Below are 19,855 nucleotides of genomic sequence, written 5' to 3'. Positions count from 1 at the left end.
CTGCTGCCGGATTAATAATACGTCCCTTTACCATGGCTGTAACTCTTAGTATTGATCACTTTCAATCCCTTGGGAAAGTTCCTTCAAATTATTCATTATTAATTCTTAATCATTAATTATACATGAAACTCACGGATAAGATCTACATCGCAGGCCATCGCGGAATGGTGGGTGGTGCTATTAAGCGCAGACTGGAAACTTTAGGCTATCAGAATATTATTACCCGCACATCCGCAGAGCTGGACCTGCGCAATCAGGCTGCTGTAAATGAATTTTTTGCAGCAGAAAAGCCGGACTTTATATTCCTGGCTGCAGCCAAAGTAGGCGGTATACACGCCAATAACACTTACCGTGCAGAATTTTTGTATGATAACCTGATCATGGAAGCTAACATTATACATGCAGCTTACCAGCAGCAGGCTACTAAACTCATGTTCCTGGGTAGTTCCTGTATCTATCCCAAGCTGGCCCCCCAGCCTTTACAGGAAAGCAGCCTGCTTACAGGCCCCCTGGAATATACCAACGAACCTTACGCCATTACCAAGATAGCCGGTATTAAACTGTGCGAATCTTACCGGGATCAATACGGCTGTAACTTCATCTGCGTTATGCCTACCAACCTGTATGGCGTAGGTGACAACTACCATCCTGAAAATTCACATCAGCTGCCGGCGCTCATCCGCAAGTTCCATGAAGCCAAGGAAAGCAAAGCAGCCAATGTAACTATATGGGGTACGGGCACGCCTAAACGCGAATTCCTGTATGCCGATGACCTGGCAGATGCCTGCGTGTACCTGATGCTGCATTATGATGGTAAGGAGCTGGTAAATATTGGTACCGGTGAAGACCTGACCATCCGCGAGCTGGCAGAAACCGTAAAAGAGGTAATAGGTTTTGAAGGTGAGCTGGTATTTGATACCGCTATGCCGGACGGCACCCCCCGCAAGCTGATGGATGTAGCTAAGCTGCATAGCCTGGGCTGGCAGCACAGCACCGGGTTAAAAGATGGCATAGAAATGGCTTATGCGGACTACCTGAAGAAAAAACAGACACAACTGGCGTAATACAATTACGGATTATCAATTACGAATTACGAATGAAGTGGGACAGTGAACAATGTAATTGATTAATTCGTATAACAGATTAATACATAATCCATCATTTCGTAATTCGTAATTGACAATTCGTAATTAATAATTGAGTACCCAAAAACAACCTGAAAAATGAAAGTAATAGTTGTAGGAACAGGATATGTAGGATTAGTAACCGGCGCCTGCCTGGCAGAAGTAGGCACCAATGTAGTGTGTGTGGATGTGAATGAAGCCAAGATCAAAGATCTGCAGAACGGAATTTTACCCATATATGAGCCGGGCCTGGAAGAGGTGGTACACCGCAACTTTCAGAACGGCCGCCTGTCCTTCAGCACAGATCTGGCATCTGTAATACCGGGTGCTGAGCTGGCATTTATTGCCGTAGGCACCCCTCCCGGTGAAGATGGCAGCGCTGACCTGAAATATGTACTGCAGGTAGCTAAGGAGATAGGTACTTCTATGACCAATTACCTGGTAGTGGTTACCAAGAGCACCGTACCGGTTGGTACTGCTGTGAAAGTGAACCGCGCCATTAAACAGGCCTTACAGGAAAGGGATCAGCTGCTGGATTATGATGTAGCCTCTAACCCTGAGTTCCTGAAAGAAGGCGCTGCGGTGGCTGACTTTATGAAGCCCGACCGTATTGTGGTAGGTGTGAACACAGAAAAAGCGCAGCAGGTGCTGGAGCAGCTGTATCATCCCTTTGTGCTGAACGGCCGTCCTATTGTATTTATGGACATTGCTTCTGCAGAAATGACCAAGTATGCCGCCAACGCTATGCTGGCTACCAAAATATCTTTCATGAATGATATTGCCAACCTGTGTGAGCTGACCGGTGCGGATGTGAACAAGGTGCGTAAAGGTATTGGCAGCGATCCGCGTATAGGCGACCGCTTTATATATCCCGGTATTGGTTACGGCGGGTCCTGCCTCCCCAAGGATGTGAAGGCGCTGGTACGTACCGGTAAAGAGTATGGCCACGCTATGCGCATACTGGAAAGCGTGGAAGCGGTGAATGAAGATCAGAAGAAAGTAATGTTCAGCAAAATAGACCGTCATTTTGAGAGCGATCTGCAGGGCAAAACTTTTGCCATCTGGGGTTTATCCTTTAAGCCTAATACGGATGATATGCGTGAAGCGCCATCCATAGTGCTGATAGAGGCGCTGTTAAACGCCGGTGCAAAAGTGCGGGTGTTTGATCCGGTAGCTATGCACGAAGCTAAGAAAGAGCTGGGCGAGCGCGTAACCTGGGGTACCGACCTGTATGATGCTGCCAATGGTGCAGATGGCATAGTGCTGGTAACAGAGTGGAATGAGTTCCGCCTGCCGGATTGGAACCGCATTAAAGATTCCGTGAAAGCAGCGGTAGTGTTTGACGGCCGTAATATTTATGATGATGTAGTGCTGCAGAAGAAAGGCTTTATATACTACGGCATTGGTTTGGCCCGCACAAACAGTACAACTGTACTGGTTTAGTTGAATGAATAATTAAGAATTTAGCATTAATAATTAATATAAAATCGAATATGAAAGTTGCCTTAATTACCGGTATCACAGGACAAGATGGCGCCTATCTGGCAGAGCTGTTGCTGGAAAAGGGATACATGGTGCATGGTGTAAAGCGCCGTGCATCCCTTATTAACACGGAACGTATTGATCACCTGTACCAGGATCCGCACAGCGATAACGTGCGTTTTCGCTTACACTACGGTGATATGACCGACAGTACTAACCTGATCCGTATTATCCAGGAAACACAGCCCGATGAGATCTATAACCTGGCTGCTATGAGCCATGTGAAAGTAAGCTTTGATACTCCGGAATACACTGCAAATGCAGATGGTATTGGCACTTTACGTTTACTGGAAGCCCTGCGTATCCTGAAGCTGGAGAAAAAGACCCGCATTTACCAGGCCAGCACTTCAGAGCTGTATGGCTTAGTACAGGAAGTACCGCAGAAGGAAACCACTCCTTTTTACCCCCGCAGCCCGTATGCAGTAGCTAAGCTGTATGCATACTGGATCACAGTGAACTACCGCGAAGCATATGGTATGTATGCCTGCAACGGTATCCTGTTCAACCATGAAAGCCCGTTACGCGGCGAAACTTTTGTGACCCGTAAAATTACCCGGGCCGTAGCCAAAATAGCAGCCGGTATGCAGGATAAGCTGTTTATGGGCAACCTGGATGCCCGGCGTGACTGGGGCCATGCCAAAGATTATGTGGTAGCCATGTACCTGATATTGCAGCAGGAGCAGCCGGAAGATTATGTAATAGCTACCGGTATCACCACCACGGTGCGTGATTTTATTAAAATGGCCTTTGCAGAAGCCGGGGTGGAAGTGGCCTTTAAAGGCGCTGCGGAAAATGAAACCGGCATCGTTAAAAGTGTAGCCGCGCACGTAACTGCATTAAAGCCCGGTCAGGAAATAGTAGCCATTGATCCGCGGTATTACCGCCCAACGGAAGTGGACCTGCTGATCGGCGACCCCACCAAAGCACAAATGAAGCTGGGCTGGAAACCAAAATACGACCTGCCATCGTTAGTAAAGGAAATGGTAGCGGCAGATATTGAATTATTCCAGCGGGAAAAAATACTGAAAGATGCCGGTTATAAAGTATTGAACCAATTTGAATAACATGTACCCAGCCGATAAAATATATGTAGCCGGCCACCGCGGCATGGTGGGTAGCGCAATTATCCGCAGGTTACAGCAGGAGGGCTTCTATAATATTATTACCCGCAGCTCACAGGAGCTGGACCTGCGTAACCAGCAGGCTGTAGGGACTTTTTTTGTACAGGAAAAGCCGGATCACGTGTTCCTGGCAGCTGCTAAAGTAGGCGGTATTATGGCTAATAATACCTACCGTGCGGAGTTCCTGTATGATAACCTGATGATCCAGAGCAATGTGATACACCAGGCTTTTGTGAATGGAACAAGAAAGCTGATGTTCCTGGGTTCTTCCTGTATTTATCCCAAGCTGGCCCCGCAACCGTTGAAGGAGGATTATTTACTTACAGGCCTGCTGGAGCCTACCAATGAGCCCTATGCAATAGCTAAAATAGCCGGCATCAAAATGTGCGATGCTTACCGGGCGCAATATGGCTGTAACTTTATTTCCGTAATGCCTACCAACCTTTACGGGCCTAATGATAATTATGATCTGCAAAACTCGCATGTATTACCGGCGCTGCTGCGTAAGTTTCACGAAGCAAAAACAGAGCAGGCGCCTGCAGTTGTCATTTGGGGAACGGGTACTCCTAAACGCGAGTTCCTGCATGCAGATGATATGGCCGATGCCTGTTTTTACCTGATGCAGCATTATGACCAGGGAGGGCTGGTGAATATAGGAGTGGGAGATGATATCAGCATTGCGGACCTGGCCCGGTTAATAAAGGACATTGTAGGGTATACCGGCGCCTTACAGTTTGATGCCTCCAAACCGGATGGCACCCCGCGTAAATTAATGGATGTAAGTAAATTGCATAACCTGGGATGGCAGGCCAAAATAGAACTGGATCAGGGTATTCGCCGGGTATACGAAGTTATATTGCAAACTGGCTGGGACAAAAACTAAAAGGAAGGAAGGGCCTATTACTTTTGTATTATACATATCTTTGCCCCCATTGCACAATTAAATAATTATGCTAAAAAAACTCCAAGTATTATCCCTGCTGCTGTTCGGCTGCCTGGTCGCAGCTCATAATGTGCAGGCACAGAGCGCCGGCCGCCAGTATTCAGTAGGCTTTTACAAACCGGTAGCAGATACCGGTGGTTACAGCTACCATTCCTCTCTACGTGATTATATGGTACAGCCTACTTTTATCCTGCCGGAAGATAGTACCCGCAAAAGAAGCTGGTTCCACCGCAAGCTTTTCCAGGAGCACCTGCTGGAGTATAAAGGGGACGATTATGATTTTTACGCCAGCTTTTTACCGGATTTCCAGGTAGGGCACAGCAACTGGAATAAAGGTACCTGGCTCAATACCCGCGGAGTCATTGCCGGCGGTAGAATAGGAGATAAACTTACCTTTTACACGGAGTTTTATGAGAACCAGGGTAAGTTCCCTAAGTATGTAGATAATTTTGGCCGTACAAACAGGGTAGTACCCGGTCAAGGGGAATGGAAGGATTATAGTAATGGAAAAGCTTTTGACTTTGCCTACGCCTCCGCACTGATTAACTATGAGGCCAGCCGGCATTTTACCTTTCAGCTGGGGTACGATAAAAATTTCGTAGGCGATGGTTATCGTTCTATGCTCCTGTCTGATGTGCCGTTTAACTATCCTTTTCTGAAAATTGTTGCTAATGTAGGCCGCATACAATACACCACTATGTGGGCGCAGTTTATAGATATGAAGTATCCCAAGGCATCTTACGATAACGGCTATAGGAAAAAATGGGGAGTGTTCAACTACCTGGATTGGAATGTAAGCAGGAAACTGTCCCTGGGTTTATTCAGCTCTGTGATCTGGCAGGATTCCGACTCCACCGGTAAACGCGGTTTTGATGTAAGTTACCTGAACCCGATCGTATTCCTGCGCCCTGTTGAGTTTTCTGTAGGATCTTCTGATAACGCGCTGATGGGTTTAAATGCTAAATACGCCGTAACAGCAAACAGCACTTTCTACGGACAATTTATCCTGGATGAATTTAAGCTGAGTGAAATGACCAAAGGCCGCGGATGGTGGGGCAATAAGTTTGGCGGGCAGGTGGGCTTCCGGTCTAATAACATTTTTGATGTAGAAAAACTGAACATATTAACGGAGGTGAACGCTGCGCGCCCGTTCACATACTCTCAGCGTACTTCACTGAATAATTACGGGCATTATAATCAGCCGCTGGCGCATCCCATGGGCGCTAACTTTGTGGAGTGGGTGAGTATAGCGGATTACCAGTACCGGCGCTGGTTTCTGCGGGGTGAGGTTATGCTGGCCAAATACGGCTTGGATACTGCGAATACCAATTTCGGGAAAGATATTTTCAAATCATACTATACACGTACATTGGAATATGATAATCATATCGGACAAGGATTATCTACCAATCTTTTGTACCTGCAAGGTACGATTGCTTTCCTGCTGAATCCTAAGAACAATATGCGTTTAGAAGTTTCTGTGGTAGGACGGAAGGAGAGCAATGATGCGTGGAAATTCAACGAATTGATCTTCCAGGTAGGCCTGCGCAGCACGTTCCGGCAGCTCTACTACGACTTCTAGCAATGTCTAATAATCACACGAAATGGTGGTTTGCAGGGCATATAATTAGGTTAACTTAGTATAGTAGCACATACACAACGTTACTCAAAGTTATGCCGATACTCGTCTTACATTGCATCGTTATGGTGGAGATCACTGCACTGTACATGCTGGTGAACAATGTTTTAAGAAAAGCAGGAAAATAAAGCTGGAAAACCGGATACACATTGATCATCCACTTTATTCAAGCACTTAGCATCTCCGCATTTAAAATGGTGAAAAGCGTTTTAGCCCTCCCGTGTGTAACGGGAGGGTTTTTTTACGCCCTCAGGGTACATGCTCTGTAATTGGAAAATGAATAAACCAATGGATAAAGGGCCGATCTCGTATAGCAGCCTTTTAGGATGTAAAAAAACCTGGTAAGCATACACTATACTACAGTCAGAACCTGTGACTTGCTGTTGAATGTAATGGAGCGGTGGTTAGCAGCACTCCATACAGATCTGGAGACAGAAAAATAGACAAAAGCATTTGTAACCAACATAAAAGGTATCAAACGTTTTTTGATATAATTCCTAAATGAATGTACGAAAATTTTCCGGATGACGCAATAAGTGCCCGCCCATACCTGTAACAGCCCAATTTGCCGCTTATTAGCGGCCCAATTACTATCTTCGCCCCATGCATTACGTAACGGTTGAAGGGATCACAAAATCATACGGCGAAAAGCCACTGTTCAATAATATTTCTTTTCACATTGAGGAAGGCGATAAAATAGCGCTGGTGGCCCTGAACGGCACCGGCAAATCTACCCTGCTGCGCATACTTTGCGGTAAGGAAACTGTAGATGAAGGAAAAGTATGGGTACACAAAGAGGTGACCGTGGTAATGCTGGAACAGCAGAATGCTTTTGACCTGAAGAAAACCATCCTGGCTAATATTTTTGCCCAGGACCACCCCATCTTAAACGCCATCCGGGAATATGAGCACCTTACTGACGAGGACGGTGATCCGGATCCCGGCCTGTTAGCGAATGCTATTACCAAAATGGATGAGCTGGGTGCATGGCACTTTGATGCTAAGGTGAAGCAGATCCTGGGAAAACTGAATATCCACCACCTGGATCAGCACATGGGTACCCTTTCCGGCGGACAGCTAAAGCGCGTGGCATTGGCCAAAGTGCTGATAGATATTGGTTTTGAGCACAAGCATACCCTGCTTATCATGGATGAACCTACCAACCACCTGGATGTATCCATGATCGAGTGGTTGGAAAGTTTCCTGAACCAGGAAAACGTAACCCTGCTGCTGGTTACCCACGATCGCTACTTCTTGGACAGCGTATGTAATGAGATCATAGAGCTGGACCAGCAGCAGCTGTTCATCTATAAAGGAGATTACGAAAACTACCTGGAAAAAAAGGCCGCCCGTGAAGAGAGTGATAAGGCCAGCGTGGAAAAAGCCCGTAACCAGTACCGCAAAGAGCTGGAATGGATGCGCCGCCAGCCTAAAGCCCGCACCACCAAAGCTAAATCGCGCATAGATGCGTTCTATGATGTAAAGGAAAAAGCCAGCGTACGCATAGAGCGGCAGCAGCTGGAGCTGAACGTAAAAATGACCCGCCTGGGCGGAAAAATACTGGAGCTGAAGAAAGTGTACAAAGCCTATGGCGACCTTGCCATTCTCAAAGGGTTTGACTATACCTTTAAAAAAGGGGAGCGTATAGGCGTGGTAGGTAAGAACGGGGTAGGAAAGTCCACCTTTCTGAATATGCTGCTGGGACAAGAGCCTGCAGATTCCGGTAAAATTAATATAGGCGATACCGTTATATTCGGCAACTATAACCAGCAGGGTCTTGTGATAAAGGAGGATGTGCGCATTATTGAGTTTGTGAAGAACATTGCCGAACATTTTCCCCTGGCAGACGGTACAAAGGTAAGCGCAGCCCAGTTCCTGCAGCTGTTCCTGTTTCCGCCGGAAAAACAATATACCTATGTATCCAAGTTAAGCGGGGGAGAAAAAAGGCGTTTGCACCTGTTAAGCATTTTATTCCGTAACCCTAACTTCCTGGTGCTGGATGAACCTACCAACGACCTGGATCTGCCCACCCTCAGCATCCTGGAAGATTTTTTACAGGAGTACCAGGGCTGCATCATCATTGTTAGCCTCGACCGTTATTTTATGGACAAGCTGGTAGATCACCTGTTTGTATTTGAAGGCGGCGGCGAGGTGCGTGACTTCCCGGGTAACTATACCCAGTTCCGGGAATGGGAAAAAGAAGAAAGCCGCAGCCAGAAACAGGAGGCTGCTGCGCCGGCTGCCGGTGTTAGCAAAGAAACCCCGGTAACAGAAGCACCCAAAGCGCGTAAACTATCTTATAAGGAGAAACGTGAGCTGGAGCTGCTGGAGCAGGAAATAGCCAAACTGGAAACAGAGAAGAAAACGATTGATGAAAAGCTATCCAGCGGCAGCCTGCCGTATGAAGAGCTGGAACCCCTTACCCGCCGGGTAGGAGAAGTAATACAGCTGCTGGATGAAAAGGGTATGCGCTGGCTGGAGCTGAGTGAAATGGAACAATAAAATAATGTAATAATACACTAATGTAATTACGTGCAGCTGGTTTGCAGGGCCCTGATCCCGGTAAACCAGCTGTTTTATTTAATACTGAAGAATCCGGCATGAAAAATGCTAAGATTAACCCCGAAAAACCGAACCTTTTTTCGTAAATTAAAAGAGGGAATGTTAAGACAATACAACCAAATTACAATACGCCATACTTATTTAAACTGAACATGGAAAATGGGATCAACCGGAAAAGGTTTATCCGCTTGCTACAGGTATTAACTGGCTTTACTCTTTTTTTCTTTTTTATTCATTGTCCAACCACTAAGTCTCCTCCTAATAACCGTAAAGTATTTATTCAGAAAGAAGGGAAGCAGTATGTGCTTTACCGCAATGGCAAGCCATTCGTGGTAAGAGGAGCATCCGGATACACACATCTTGAAAAGTTAAGCCAGATCGGGGGTAATACCATCAGAACCTGGGACACGGTAAACCTGGGGAATATACTGGATGAGGCGCAACGTAACAATTTAGCCGTTATTGTAGGCCTGCCAATGCCTGGCAGCGCCTACCTGGATTATTTCTATAAAGATACTGCCAAGGTACAGGCATTATTCCTTGCGTTGCAGCATACCGTAAAGCAATATAAAGGTCATCCTGCCCTGTTAATGTGGTGCCTGGGCAATGAGCTGGGCTTTAATGCAGGTATTGGCTACAGTCCCTTTTATAAAGCATTTAATAACCTGCTGGATATGATCCACACTGTTGATCCTGACCATCCGGTAACCAGCACCATGGCTAATTTTAATGTGCTGCAAACCATCTTGATCCAGCTGCGTGTAAATAACCTGGATCTTATTTCCTTTAACACATTTGGGAAGCTGAATATATTAAACAACAAGCTCCGGTTATACCGGTGGTGCTGGAACGGCCCTTACCTGGTAACCGAATGGGGTGCATATGGTCCCTGGGAGGTAAATAATACTGCCTGGGGTGCACCCATTGAAAATACAAGTACAAAAAAGGCGGAGCATTACCGGAATATGTATGGCATGCTGCCAATGAATGATCCGCGGTTCCTGGGTGCGCTGGTATTTTATTGGGGGCAAAAGCAGGAAACCACGCCTACCTGGTTCAGTATGTTTGATGAGCAGGGGGCAGGTTCGCAGGTAGTGAGTGTGGTGCAGGAGCTGTGGGGCGGCCACCCGGTAAATGTAAAACCACCGCTTATCAGGTACATGTTGTTGAACAGCAAAGGCGCTGCAGATAATATTATGGTGATGCCGCATAGCCTGCAGGCGGCAGAAGTGCTGATGGAGGGCGCTGTACCGGATAGCCTGGTATACCATTGGGAAGTAATGCAGGAGGACTGGTTCCATGAGCTGGGGAAAAATACAGCGCACATACTGGACACTATTATCACAGGCCGTGATACAAAATGTGTATTCAAAGCGCCTCTGAAAGAAGGCCCTTACCGTATATATGTAAAAGTATTGGATGGCCGGGGCCATTTTGCAACAGCCAATACACCTTTTTATGTAGTTGAGTAACAGTGAAAGTGTAATTATGCAAACAGCCAAGTATGCAACGGCGCCTACCCGTATGGAGATATGGACCCTGCGGATCATGATCCTGATGGGAATTATTGGGATGGGTCATTTTTTATATTGCCTGCTTGATCCGCAGCAGGTAGGTTATGCGCCTTTCTATTGGTTGCTGATGGCAGCTACTATTTTCAATTGTTTGCGGGTGCTGCATGAATGGTATCATTACATGTTTATAACAGTACCTCCAACACCACCGCTCACTAAAAAATTCACTGTAGATATTTTAACTACCTTCTGCGCCGGGGAACCCTATGAAATGATCGTTGAAACCCTGGAAGCCATTCAGGCCATACACTATCCGCATGAAACCTATTTGTGCGACGAGGCAGACGACCCCTACTTGAAAAGTGTATGCCTGCGTTTGGGAGTGCACCATGTAACACGCATTGATAAAAAAGATGCCAAAGCAGGTAATATTAATAATGCATTGCAGCAGGCCACCGGCGAGCTGTGTGTGGTGCTGGACCCTGATCATGTACCGCTGCCTGATTTCCTGGACCCTATTATACCGCATTTTAGTGATGATGCAGTGGGTTTTGTACAGGTAGTGCAGGCTTATGGTAACCTGGGAGATAGCCTGATTGCTAAAGGCGCTGCGCAGCAAACTTTCCAGTTTTATGGCCCCATGATGATGACTATGAACCGCTATGGAACCGTGCTGGCTATTGGCGCTAACTGCACTTTCCGCCGGCAGGCGCTGGATTCTATTGGCGGGCATGCCGCCGGCCTGTCGGAAGATATGCATACCGCCATGCAGCTGCACGCCAAAGGCTGGAGATCAGTATACGTGCCTGCAGTGCTTACCTATGGGCTGGTACCTTCTACTTTATCCGCTTACTATAAACAGCAATTAAAATGGGCAAGGGGAACTTTTGAATTGCTGGTCACCACTTTTCCCCGCTTATTTAAGCAGTTCACCTGGGCGCAGCGCCTGCATTACGGCACCATTCCATTTCATTATTTCTCCGGTGTTATATTCCTGCTTAATTTTTTAATTCCCATCCTGTCCCTGGCGCTGGGTCTTATTCCCTTCCGCATGGACCTGTTATCTTTTGCATTAACAGGCTTGCCTTTTATCAGCGCTACCCTTGTTATACGGCATTTTGTGCAGCGCTGGGTGATGGGTGAGAATGAAAGGGGGAACCATGTAGTGGGTGGCCTGCTGCTGATCGGTACCTGGTGGATCTATATACTAGGGCTCTTTTATACAATCATCCGCAAGAAAGTACCTTATATACCTACTCCCAAAGATGATAAGGAATCGGATAACTGGCGTCTTAATATTCCCAATGCCGTTATTGCGCTGGCTTCCCTGGGCGCTATTTTTTACGGGCTGCATGTAGACTGGAACCCTTATGCATGGGTAATGGCGGGCATTGCCGGCATGAACTTTTGTATCATGTTGTTTAACATCATCATCAGCCGCCGTAATGATCAGAAACGTTTTAAGGAAAGGTTTGCTATCATAAAGCCCATGTTCTTTTACTGGCTGTCGTTCAAAAGACAATTGTGGTATTTCCGGCATGGTGTGTATACCGGCATCCGCAGGTTTGCCCTGGTATTTATGCTGCTGATCACTTTTACCGCCTTACATTTTCTGACCGGCGCCTCCCGGTACCCGCAGCCGGTTAACATGCGTGTTTTTAAACAATATGTTTTCTATTCAGGAATATTCAGCCCGTCGGCTGCGAATGGCCTTACATCCATGCAGCAGGTACACCGTTACCAGCAAAATTATAATACACATTTTGGGATTGTTTCCTTATACATTCCCTGGGGGGATGAGGAACGGTGTTATTTGCCGCAGCCGCTGATAGATTCCATTTACAACAACGGCGCTTACCCCCTCATTACCTGGGAGCCCTGGACCCACCTGTTCAAATGCGCGGCAGATAATGAAGCGCTAAGCCAGGAAAAAAAGGTATTCCACTACCTGGTTAAAGGTATCTTTGACCGTTACCTTGAAAAATTTGCGGCACAGCTAAAAGCCCTTAACCGGCCGGTATACCTGCGGTTTGCACATGAGGCAGATAATCCTTTTTATCCATGGTCGCCAAGCGGGGATAACACCCCGCAGGAGTTTATCAACGCCTGGCAGTATGTGCATGATTTTTTTGTGCGTAAACAGGTGAGCAATGTGGTATGGGTATGGAACCCCTGGAAGGCAGCGGCAGTACCTGCTTACTTCCCGGGCTCCGGTTATGTGGATTGGTTAGGCGTAACCAGCCTGAATTACGGCAGCTATAACGGAGATGGTAAATGGTATGATTTTAAAGAGCTGTACGCGCCCTTTCATCAGCAACCCATCTTTCGTTCAGGCTTTCCTGTTATGCTAACGGAAGCCGGCTCGCTGGGCGCAGCAGGTAACCAGCGCGTATGGTTATCCGGTCTTTTTGAAGGCATCAGCAACTCATATAAAGAAATAAAGGCGGTAGTGCTGTTTAATTCAGCAACAGATAGTAATGTGCCGGCTGACAGTGGCGCGCAGATGCTTAACTGGCGGATGAATAACCCCGGCGCTTATTTTACTGACCTGGCAAATTATCAATCTACCAAAGGCTATCATGAAGTAGGCGCTTATGCGCCTGTTCCGGGTCTTTCTGTATATAACACACCTGTCAAAGAAAAACGCAGGCTCCCGGATACAATACGGGGCATCAATTACCAGAAAGGGCAGCAGTGGTATAAGAATTTTTATACCCTTACCCGGCGGGAAATAACCAGGGATTTAAGGCTGATGCAGCACCTGGGCATTAACACCATTAAACGCACAGGTCCCGGTGTATACGACCGGAATATACTGGCAGTAGCAGGGCAATGTAATATGCGGGTGCATTATACCTTTTGGGTACCTGCTGTATCAGATGTACTGAGTAATAAAAAAGAGCTGGACCGTACTGCAGATGAAGTTATTGCCACGGTAAACGAGCTGAAGGATAACAAGGCCATAATTGCCTGGAACATAGGTGATACGCTGTGGCAGCGGCTGGCCGGACAATTTTATAAACCCACGCTTTTATACCATCAGCAGGCATATATTACCTGGCTTAAAAAACTGGTGAGCCGTATTAAAGCTATTGATCCTGTAAGGCCGGTGACCATGGACGTGAGCGCAAACAAACAGCTTGCAACCGTGCTACGGTCTTTGCAGCAGCAGTTACCGGAAATAGATGCTTTTGGATTGATCGTTACACAGGATACCGCTGGTATAAACCAGCTAAATAGTTTGGCGGTTCCTTACTTTCTTAGCCAGGTGCCGGTAACGCAATACCAGCAGCTAGCCAACCATCGTGTGGGAACATTTATTACCAACTGGCAGGATGTTGGCGAACGTGATTACCTGACGTTTGATGGGTTGCTGGACCATCTTGGCCGTTACAGACCTGTTTTTTACCAGTTGGGAAATCAATGGGCGGGATTAGGTGGCAAAACGGCATTTCCGGAGCTGCATATCCTGCGGCCCTCTAAGCTAACCAAGGCAGATGATGTATTAAATTACCAGGTTATTATAAAGAACGGGAAAAACTGGGTACTGGCTTCGCCTGCTTCACCATTGTGGCATTTTGAATGGCACCTGGTAAAAACAGATCATTGGGGAAATGCGATGTATATGAAAAAACTGGGGCAGGGTACAAGTATTAAGATCAGCATGCCGGAAGATGCCGCTTCTTATCGTTTATACCTTGCCGCCAGTAAAGGAAATGATGTAGTGGCCGTACAAACACCATTAAATATTCCGCTATGATATCACCCCTCTTTCTTTCAGGAGCTGCTGTTCATCGCCGGTGATATAGGCAAAGATCTTCAGCTGCTCCTGCTGCTGTTGCAGAAAATAGGTTACATCAAACTCTATCAGCAGCTCACGCTCATCCTTAAGGTAATAAGATTGCCAGCGTACTTTAACCATGTAATGCAGATCGTCCAGGGCCGTCACCATTAAATGCTCAATGTTCATTCTGCTGATGCCAATGCTTTTGTAAAAATCATACCCTTTGGGAATGGATGCCCTGAATGTATCATCATTTTTACCACAAACCACACCCCGGGGACTGGCTTCTATAAAGGAATCCGCAAAAACTGCTGTGGTAGCAGCTACATCGGCCTTACCAGCCAGTCCTTCGGCAAATCTTTTTTCATAGTCCTTAAAGAACTGTTCAATGGTTTGCTGCATTTGTTTCATAAGCGGTCATTTAATTATTCCGGCTTATCACTGATCTCTGATTTTTTCAGGTATACTTTTTTGCCCTTATCATCCACAATGTACTTGCGGTCCATTTTATCAATGTACACGGTTTCGCCGTTGGGGCCTTGCTTGCCCTTGTAGGTTTTATCAGTAACCTTGGAAGCGCCTTTCACCGCAACAGAAGCGGTTTTGTGGCCAACCTTTTTACCGGTGTTGCCTACTTTTTTGATAACGGTATCTACCTGTGCATATGTATTGGACGTAATAAGGGTGCCGGCTATGCCAATAGCTGCGGCAAATAAAAGGGTCCGGATGTTTTTGATCGTGTTCATATAATGTAGATTTTAATAGAGGGTTTCAAGAAGCATGCCAGTGCAATTTCAATTGTATTACCGTATTTGCTCATATAAATTCACTCGTATAAAAAATGATCATCAACTGCCTTTTTTTGATTAACTTAAGAACATAGATTATTTAATAATGTAATTGGGAAAATGCCAATTTCAAGAAGGGAATTTTTAACAACAGCCGGCAAATCAGCCATTGCCGCTTACCCGGCCATGATGGCCCTGGGATTACTAAAACCAGCCCCTGCACATGCTTTTGAGCTAACAGGTAATGGTAAGAACAAACACATCATTATTTTAGGCGCAGGCCTGTCCGGTATGACAGCTGCCTACGAATTAGGCAAGTTGGGTTACCGTTGCACCATATTGGAAGCGCGCAACCGTGCCGGCGGCCGTTGCTGGAGCATTCGTAAAGGTGCCACCTTACAGGAGACAGGACAGCCGCTGCAAACGGCCCAATTTGATGAGGGATTGTATTTCAATGCAGGGCCTTCCCGTATTCCGCACCACCATGCGCTTACACTGCATTATTGCAAAGAGCTGGGTGTGCCCATACAGGTGTATAATAATGTAAACGAAGCAGCCTATTATTTCAGTGAAGGCAAAGGCCCGCTGTCCAATAAAAAGATCCGCATACGGGAAATACATAACGATGTGCGGGGCTATATCACGGAAATGCTGGCCAAAGCTATTGACCAGCACCAGGTAGATGCCGGTCTTACCAAAGAAGATGCACAAAAGATCATTGAATACCTGCGCGCAGAAGGCGGGCTGGATATAGATAAGCTCTACAAAGCCTCTAACCGCCGCGGTTACATTGAAGATGCCGGCGCAGGCGACAAGGCCGGTAAAATAGCCGATCCGTACAAGCTGGCTGATATTATCCAATCCGGCTTAATGGATCCTGACTTTTACAATGTAGCGGAATATACCTATGAGCTGCAGATGACCATGTTCCAGGCCATTGGCGGTAATGACATGATCGCTAAAGCGCTGGAGAAAAAGGTGGCGCCGCTGATCCGGTTTGGCTGTGAGGTAAGCGCCATACAAAACCAGCCGGAAGGGGTGAAGATCACCTATAAGGACAAATTTGGTGAAAAGCAGCTGGAAGGCGATCTTTGCATATGCACCCTTCCTTTGCCGGTGCTGAGTAATATACAACACAACTTTTCATCGGATGTTAGCCGGGCAATAGATTATATCCCTTATATGATTACCGGCAAAATGGGACTGCAGTTCAAACGTCGTTTCTGGGAAGAAGACGAGCATATTTACGGCGGCATTACACACACGAACAATGAATTGACCCAGATCTTCTATCCATCCAACGATTATTTAGGAAAGAAAGGCATCCTGATCGGCTATTATAACTTTCATGAAACTGCAGATAAGGTAAGCGCTTTATCATTACAGCAACGGCAGCAGCTGGCGCTGGAAAAAGGCAGTTTGATACATCCGCAGTACATGAAGGAATTTGAGACGGGGTTTTCCATCAGCTGGCATAAAACACCGTATAGCATGGGTGGCTGGGCGCTGTATAATGCAGAAACCCGGCAAACTTTATACAAGGCCATGCTGCAGCCGGATAAACAGGTATACTTTGCCGGTGAGCATATGACTTACCTGAATGCCTGGATGGCAGGGGCCTTTGAATCCGCCAGGAGCGTCGTAACAGCCGTGCATGCGCGGGTAACGGATCAGCGGCTGGCGTATCCGAAGGCATAAAGCGCAAAGCAGAAAGCATAAAGCTTTTTGTAGTGCGTAATGCTGAATGCTTAATGGAGCGGATAGAATAGTGCGAATAGTTTGTCCAATCACGTCATTGCTTCGTCGCCCCACAAGCCCCGGCTTTACTTTGCTCCTGGCAATGACGCGATTGGTATATGAAAGCGGATAATCATTTAAAACAATAAAAGTTTAAGCAAAACATCCTGGAAGCAAAACACAATCAGCTTTATGCTTTATGCTTTCGGCTTTCAGCTTTCAGCTAATATCACCAACCTGTAAATTCTAAACGCTTATGTCAACCATGAATCGTCGTCACTGGTTAAAGACCAGTGCACTGTTTACGGGAAGCCTTCCTTTCCTGACAGGAACATTGAATGGCGTAGCAGCCGTTTCTGCCACTACCATCAAACATGCCTCCCCGGGCCAGCTCACAGATGCTGAATTTGCACGCCGCATACCGGTGGAAATAAAGGCCCGCCTTTTTGCCAATGAAAATCCTTTTGGTCCTTCAGATAAAGCCAAGCAGGCTATTATTGACAGCCTGGCCAACAGCTACCAATATCCCTTCATGCACCTCACCGACCTGGAAGATAAAATAACCAGCTATGAAGGGGTGGGGAAAGATATGATCTTGTTAAGCGCAGGCTCATCGCCCTTATTAATGGCCACGGCTATTTATTGTTGTAAAGATGGGGGCAACGTGGTAACCGGTGACCCTACCTATGACGATCTGCCTAAAAGCGCAGAAAAAATAGGCGCGCAATGGGTAAAAGTACCGCTTACCGCAGAATACAAGCTGGACCTGGATGCCATGGAAAAGGCGGTGAATGCCAATACTAAGCTGGTATACGTTTGCAATCCCAACAATCCTACCGCCACTGCTGTGGATACAGAAAAGCTGAAGGCCTTTTGCGAACGTGTGTCCAAAAAAGTAACCGTGTTTGTGGATGAGGCCTACATAGATTATTTACCGGATCCGCAGGCATCCACCATGGTTGGTTGTGTGAAGAACGGGCAGAATGTAATTGTAGCCCGCACCTTCTCCAAACTTTATGGGTTTGCAGGTTTGCGTGTTGGTTATGTAATGGCGCAGCCGGATATGCTGGAAAAAATAAGCATGTTCACCAAAGATCAATACGCCATTTCTGCACCGGCATTATATGCCGCTATTGCATCTTACCAGGACAAACCCTTCCTGGCAGAAGCCCTGAAGAAAACGCTGGCCAGCAAAGATTTCCTGTATAAAACATTAAAGGAAGAAGGTTATGAATATATTCCTTCTGTTACCAATTTTGCCATGTTCCCTTTAAAGATGGAGGGGACGCGTTTTGTAGATGAAATGATGAAGCGTGGCGTAGCCCTGCGCAACTGGATGGTGAACGGGAAGGACTGGTGCCGCATCAGCATTGGCCGCATGGATGAAATGGAAATTTTTGCCGCTGCATTTAAAGAGTTATCATAATTTATTTATTACTGAAGTTTATGCAAAAGATTATTATCGCCCTGTTACTGCTGTGCAGCTATTATAATGTACATGCCCAGGGAGGCGCTGCTGCACCTGCTGCTGCCCGTGCGCTTACCATGGAAGAATATACAAAGGCAAAAACATTCAAGGTAAAAGACCTGGATAACGATACCTATGTAAAGTTTGATAATACCTATGTGCTGGACCGCTATGAAATGCGCAAGCCTTATTTTATTACCGGCGATGACGGCCTGAAGAAACGGATCGATCTTTATAAGCTGGTAGCTAAAGATGGTATGCAGGAGCTGGGCACTATGATCTATTATACCAATGAAAAAGGAACGCTGTACACCGCCGTGCTACCGGGTTTCCGTGCAACGGGAGAAATATGGGAAAAATATTTTGAAGATATTCACAGCATCGACAAAGAAGAAAAGAACTTTGTGCTGAAGCTGTCTTACGTATTATCCAAAGAGTTTGGCTTTCAGCAATACAAAGCTGCCAGCGGCGGTAAGAACCTGAAAGAAGAATCTGCCACTTACAGCAATAACATTTGCTTCCCGGGCAACCAGGAAGTGGCTATGGCTAATGGCGCTAAAAAAGAATTGAGAAATATTCAGCCCGGTGATGAGGTGATCACCATTGATCCCGTTACGCAGCAGCCCAACACAGTGAAGGTAAAGGAGCTGGTTGTGCACGATGCGGAGAACTATGCCATTACCAGCCTGCTGGTGATAGCTGCACATGAACAGCAAACTGCGTCCGGTAACCTGGTAACGCTGCACAGTAAAGTGCTGCAGGCCACGCCCAATCATCCCATGATGACGGCTACCGGTAAAAAAACGATCGGGGAAATTACAGCAGGTGAGCAGGTGCTTTGCCTGGATGAAGCCACCCATACTTATGAAACCTTTACCGTATTCAATAGATCAGAGGCTGCCGGCGGCGTACAAAAAGTGTACAACATGGTTACCAGTGGCGGCAGCACTTTTATGATGAACAATGTAATGGTATTACAAAAATGATGTAAGCCTTACTGCAATCTTATTTCAGGCGGGAGGGGGTATCTTGGTAAAAACCAGAAACTATGGAACCCCCTCTCCCTGTTGAAAATACAGCCGCTGTTGCCCACTCCTTTGATGTGTTGCTGGCTGCCTTTGAAAACCAGTTCAACGACCGGCTTTTTCCCCAGACACCTGTTAACCTGTATAACGCCATTGACTACCTGTTAAGGAGCGGCGGCAAACGTATCCATCCTGTTTTATGCCTGATGGGGAATGTGCTCATTGGTCCCCTGCAAATGGATGCTTTCCTGGCTGCCAATGCCCTGGAGCTGTTTCATAATTTTACGCTGGCGCATGATGATGTAATGGAAGCGGCGCCGTTGCGCCGTGGCAAACCTGCCCTGCATATTAAGTACAGCGCGCCCACCGCCATCCTCACCGGCGATACATTGCTGCTGTATGCCTACGATTACCTGAACCGCATACAGGGCCGGCACAAGCAAAAGGTCATCCACCTGTTCAATGAAGCGGCAAGGGCCGTGTGTGAAGGCCAGCAAATGGACCTTGACCAGGAAGCGCAGCCATTGAATGTGTGTAAATTCCGGACAAAGTGAACCACCATTCCGGCGCAAAGTGAACCACCTATAAGGCGCTTTAAGTAGCGTTGT

At 46.7% G+C, this 19,855-nt stretch carries 14 protein-coding genes; 12 read left to right on the top strand and 2 right to left on the bottom strand.

From position 1 onward, the window contains the following. The first annotated feature begins 122 nt into the window (after positions 1–122). The 8 genes from KVT36_RS24505 (at position 123) to KVT36_RS24470 (ending at position 14,205) form a co-directional block, all read left to right on the top strand. Positions 123–1,064, top strand: a complete 942-nt coding sequence (locus KVT36_RS24505) for a GDP-L-fucose synthase (protein WP_217606090.1) — start codon at positions 123–125, stop codon at positions 1,062–1,064. Between the two features lie 159 nt (positions 1,065–1,223). Then, positions 1,224–2,567, top strand: coding sequence for a UDP-glucose/GDP-mannose dehydrogenase family protein (locus tag KVT36_RS24500; protein ID WP_217606089.1), 1,344 nt, complete (start codon positions 1,224–1,226; stop codon positions 2,565–2,567). Positions 2,568–2,617: 50 nt separating this feature from the next. Next, the gene (gmd, locus tag KVT36_RS24495; protein ID WP_217606088.1) at positions 2,618–3,730 is read left to right on the top strand and encodes a GDP-mannose 4,6-dehydratase; all 1,113 of its coding nucleotides are present in this window, start codon (positions 2,618–2,620) and stop codon (positions 3,728–3,730) included. Position 3,731: 1 nt separating this feature from the next. After that, positions 3,732–4,670, top strand: a complete 939-nt coding sequence (locus KVT36_RS24490; RefSeq protein WP_217606087.1) for a GDP-L-fucose synthase — start codon at positions 3,732–3,734, stop codon at positions 4,668–4,670. A gap of 67 nt (positions 4,671–4,737) precedes the next feature. Continuing rightward, the gene (locus KVT36_RS24485; protein WP_217606086.1) at positions 4,738–6,312 is read left to right on the top strand and encodes a hypothetical protein; all 1,575 of its coding nucleotides are present in this window, start codon (positions 4,738–4,740) and stop codon (positions 6,310–6,312) included. Positions 6,313–6,972: 660 nt separating this feature from the next. Then, a complete protein-coding gene (locus KVT36_RS24480; protein WP_217606085.1) occupies positions 6,973–8,871 on the top strand; it encodes an ABC-F family ATP-binding cassette domain-containing protein in 1,899 nt (632 codons plus the stop codon). A 212-nt stretch (positions 8,872–9,083) separates the two neighbouring features. Next, entirely contained in the window at positions 9,084–10,403 is a 1,320-nt protein-coding gene (locus tag KVT36_RS24475) for a glycoside hydrolase family 2 TIM barrel-domain containing protein (RefSeq protein WP_217606084.1), read from the top strand. A gap of 16 nt (positions 10,404–10,419) precedes the next feature. After that, entirely contained in the window at positions 10,420–14,205 is a 3,786-nt protein-coding gene (locus KVT36_RS24470; RefSeq protein WP_217606083.1) for a glycosyltransferase family 2 protein, read from the top strand. On the opposite strand, the gene KVT36_RS24465 is transcribed toward KVT36_RS24470, so the two are convergent. Further along, positions 14,200–14,640, bottom strand: a complete 441-nt coding sequence (locus tag KVT36_RS24465) for a hypothetical protein (protein ID WP_217606082.1) — start codon at positions 14,638–14,640, stop codon at positions 14,200–14,202. The genes KVT36_RS24470 and KVT36_RS24465 overlap by 6 nt on opposite strands. A 14-nt stretch (positions 14,641–14,654) precedes the next feature. Then, entirely contained in the window at positions 14,655–14,975 is a 321-nt protein-coding gene (locus KVT36_RS24460) for a hypothetical protein (protein WP_089907734.1), read from the bottom strand. A 162-nt stretch (positions 14,976–15,137) separates the two neighbouring features. On the opposite strand from KVT36_RS24460, the gene KVT36_RS24455 reads away from it, so the two are divergent. The 4 genes from KVT36_RS24455 (at position 15,138) to KVT36_RS24440 (ending at position 19,801) form a co-directional block, all read left to right on the top strand. Continuing rightward, entirely contained in the window at positions 15,138–16,715 is a 1,578-nt protein-coding gene (locus tag KVT36_RS24455; RefSeq protein WP_217606081.1) for a flavin monoamine oxidase family protein, read from the top strand. A gap of 295 nt (positions 16,716–17,010) precedes the next feature. Then, positions 17,011–18,180 (top strand): histidinol-phosphate transaminase, encoded by a 1,170-nt coding sequence (locus KVT36_RS24450; RefSeq protein WP_217606080.1) that lies wholly within the window; start codon positions 17,011–17,013, stop codon positions 18,178–18,180. A gap of 20 nt (positions 18,181–18,200) precedes the next feature. Next, positions 18,201–19,208: a Hint domain-containing protein gene (locus tag KVT36_RS24445; protein WP_217606079.1), complete on the top strand. Its 1,008-nt coding sequence runs from the start codon at positions 18,201–18,203 to the stop codon at positions 19,206–19,208. Between the two features lie 62 nt (positions 19,209–19,270). After that, entirely contained in the window at positions 19,271–19,801 is a 531-nt protein-coding gene (locus KVT36_RS24440; RefSeq protein WP_217606078.1) for a polyprenyl synthetase family protein, read from the top strand. Positions 19,802–19,855 lie beyond the last annotated feature (54 nt).

Source organism: Chitinophaga sp. GbtcB8 (assembly GCF_019091455.1).
Classification (GTDB): domain Bacteria; phylum Bacteroidota; class Bacteroidia; order Chitinophagales; family Chitinophagaceae; genus Chitinophaga.
This window is presented reverse-complemented; position numbering and strand designations above follow the sequence as displayed.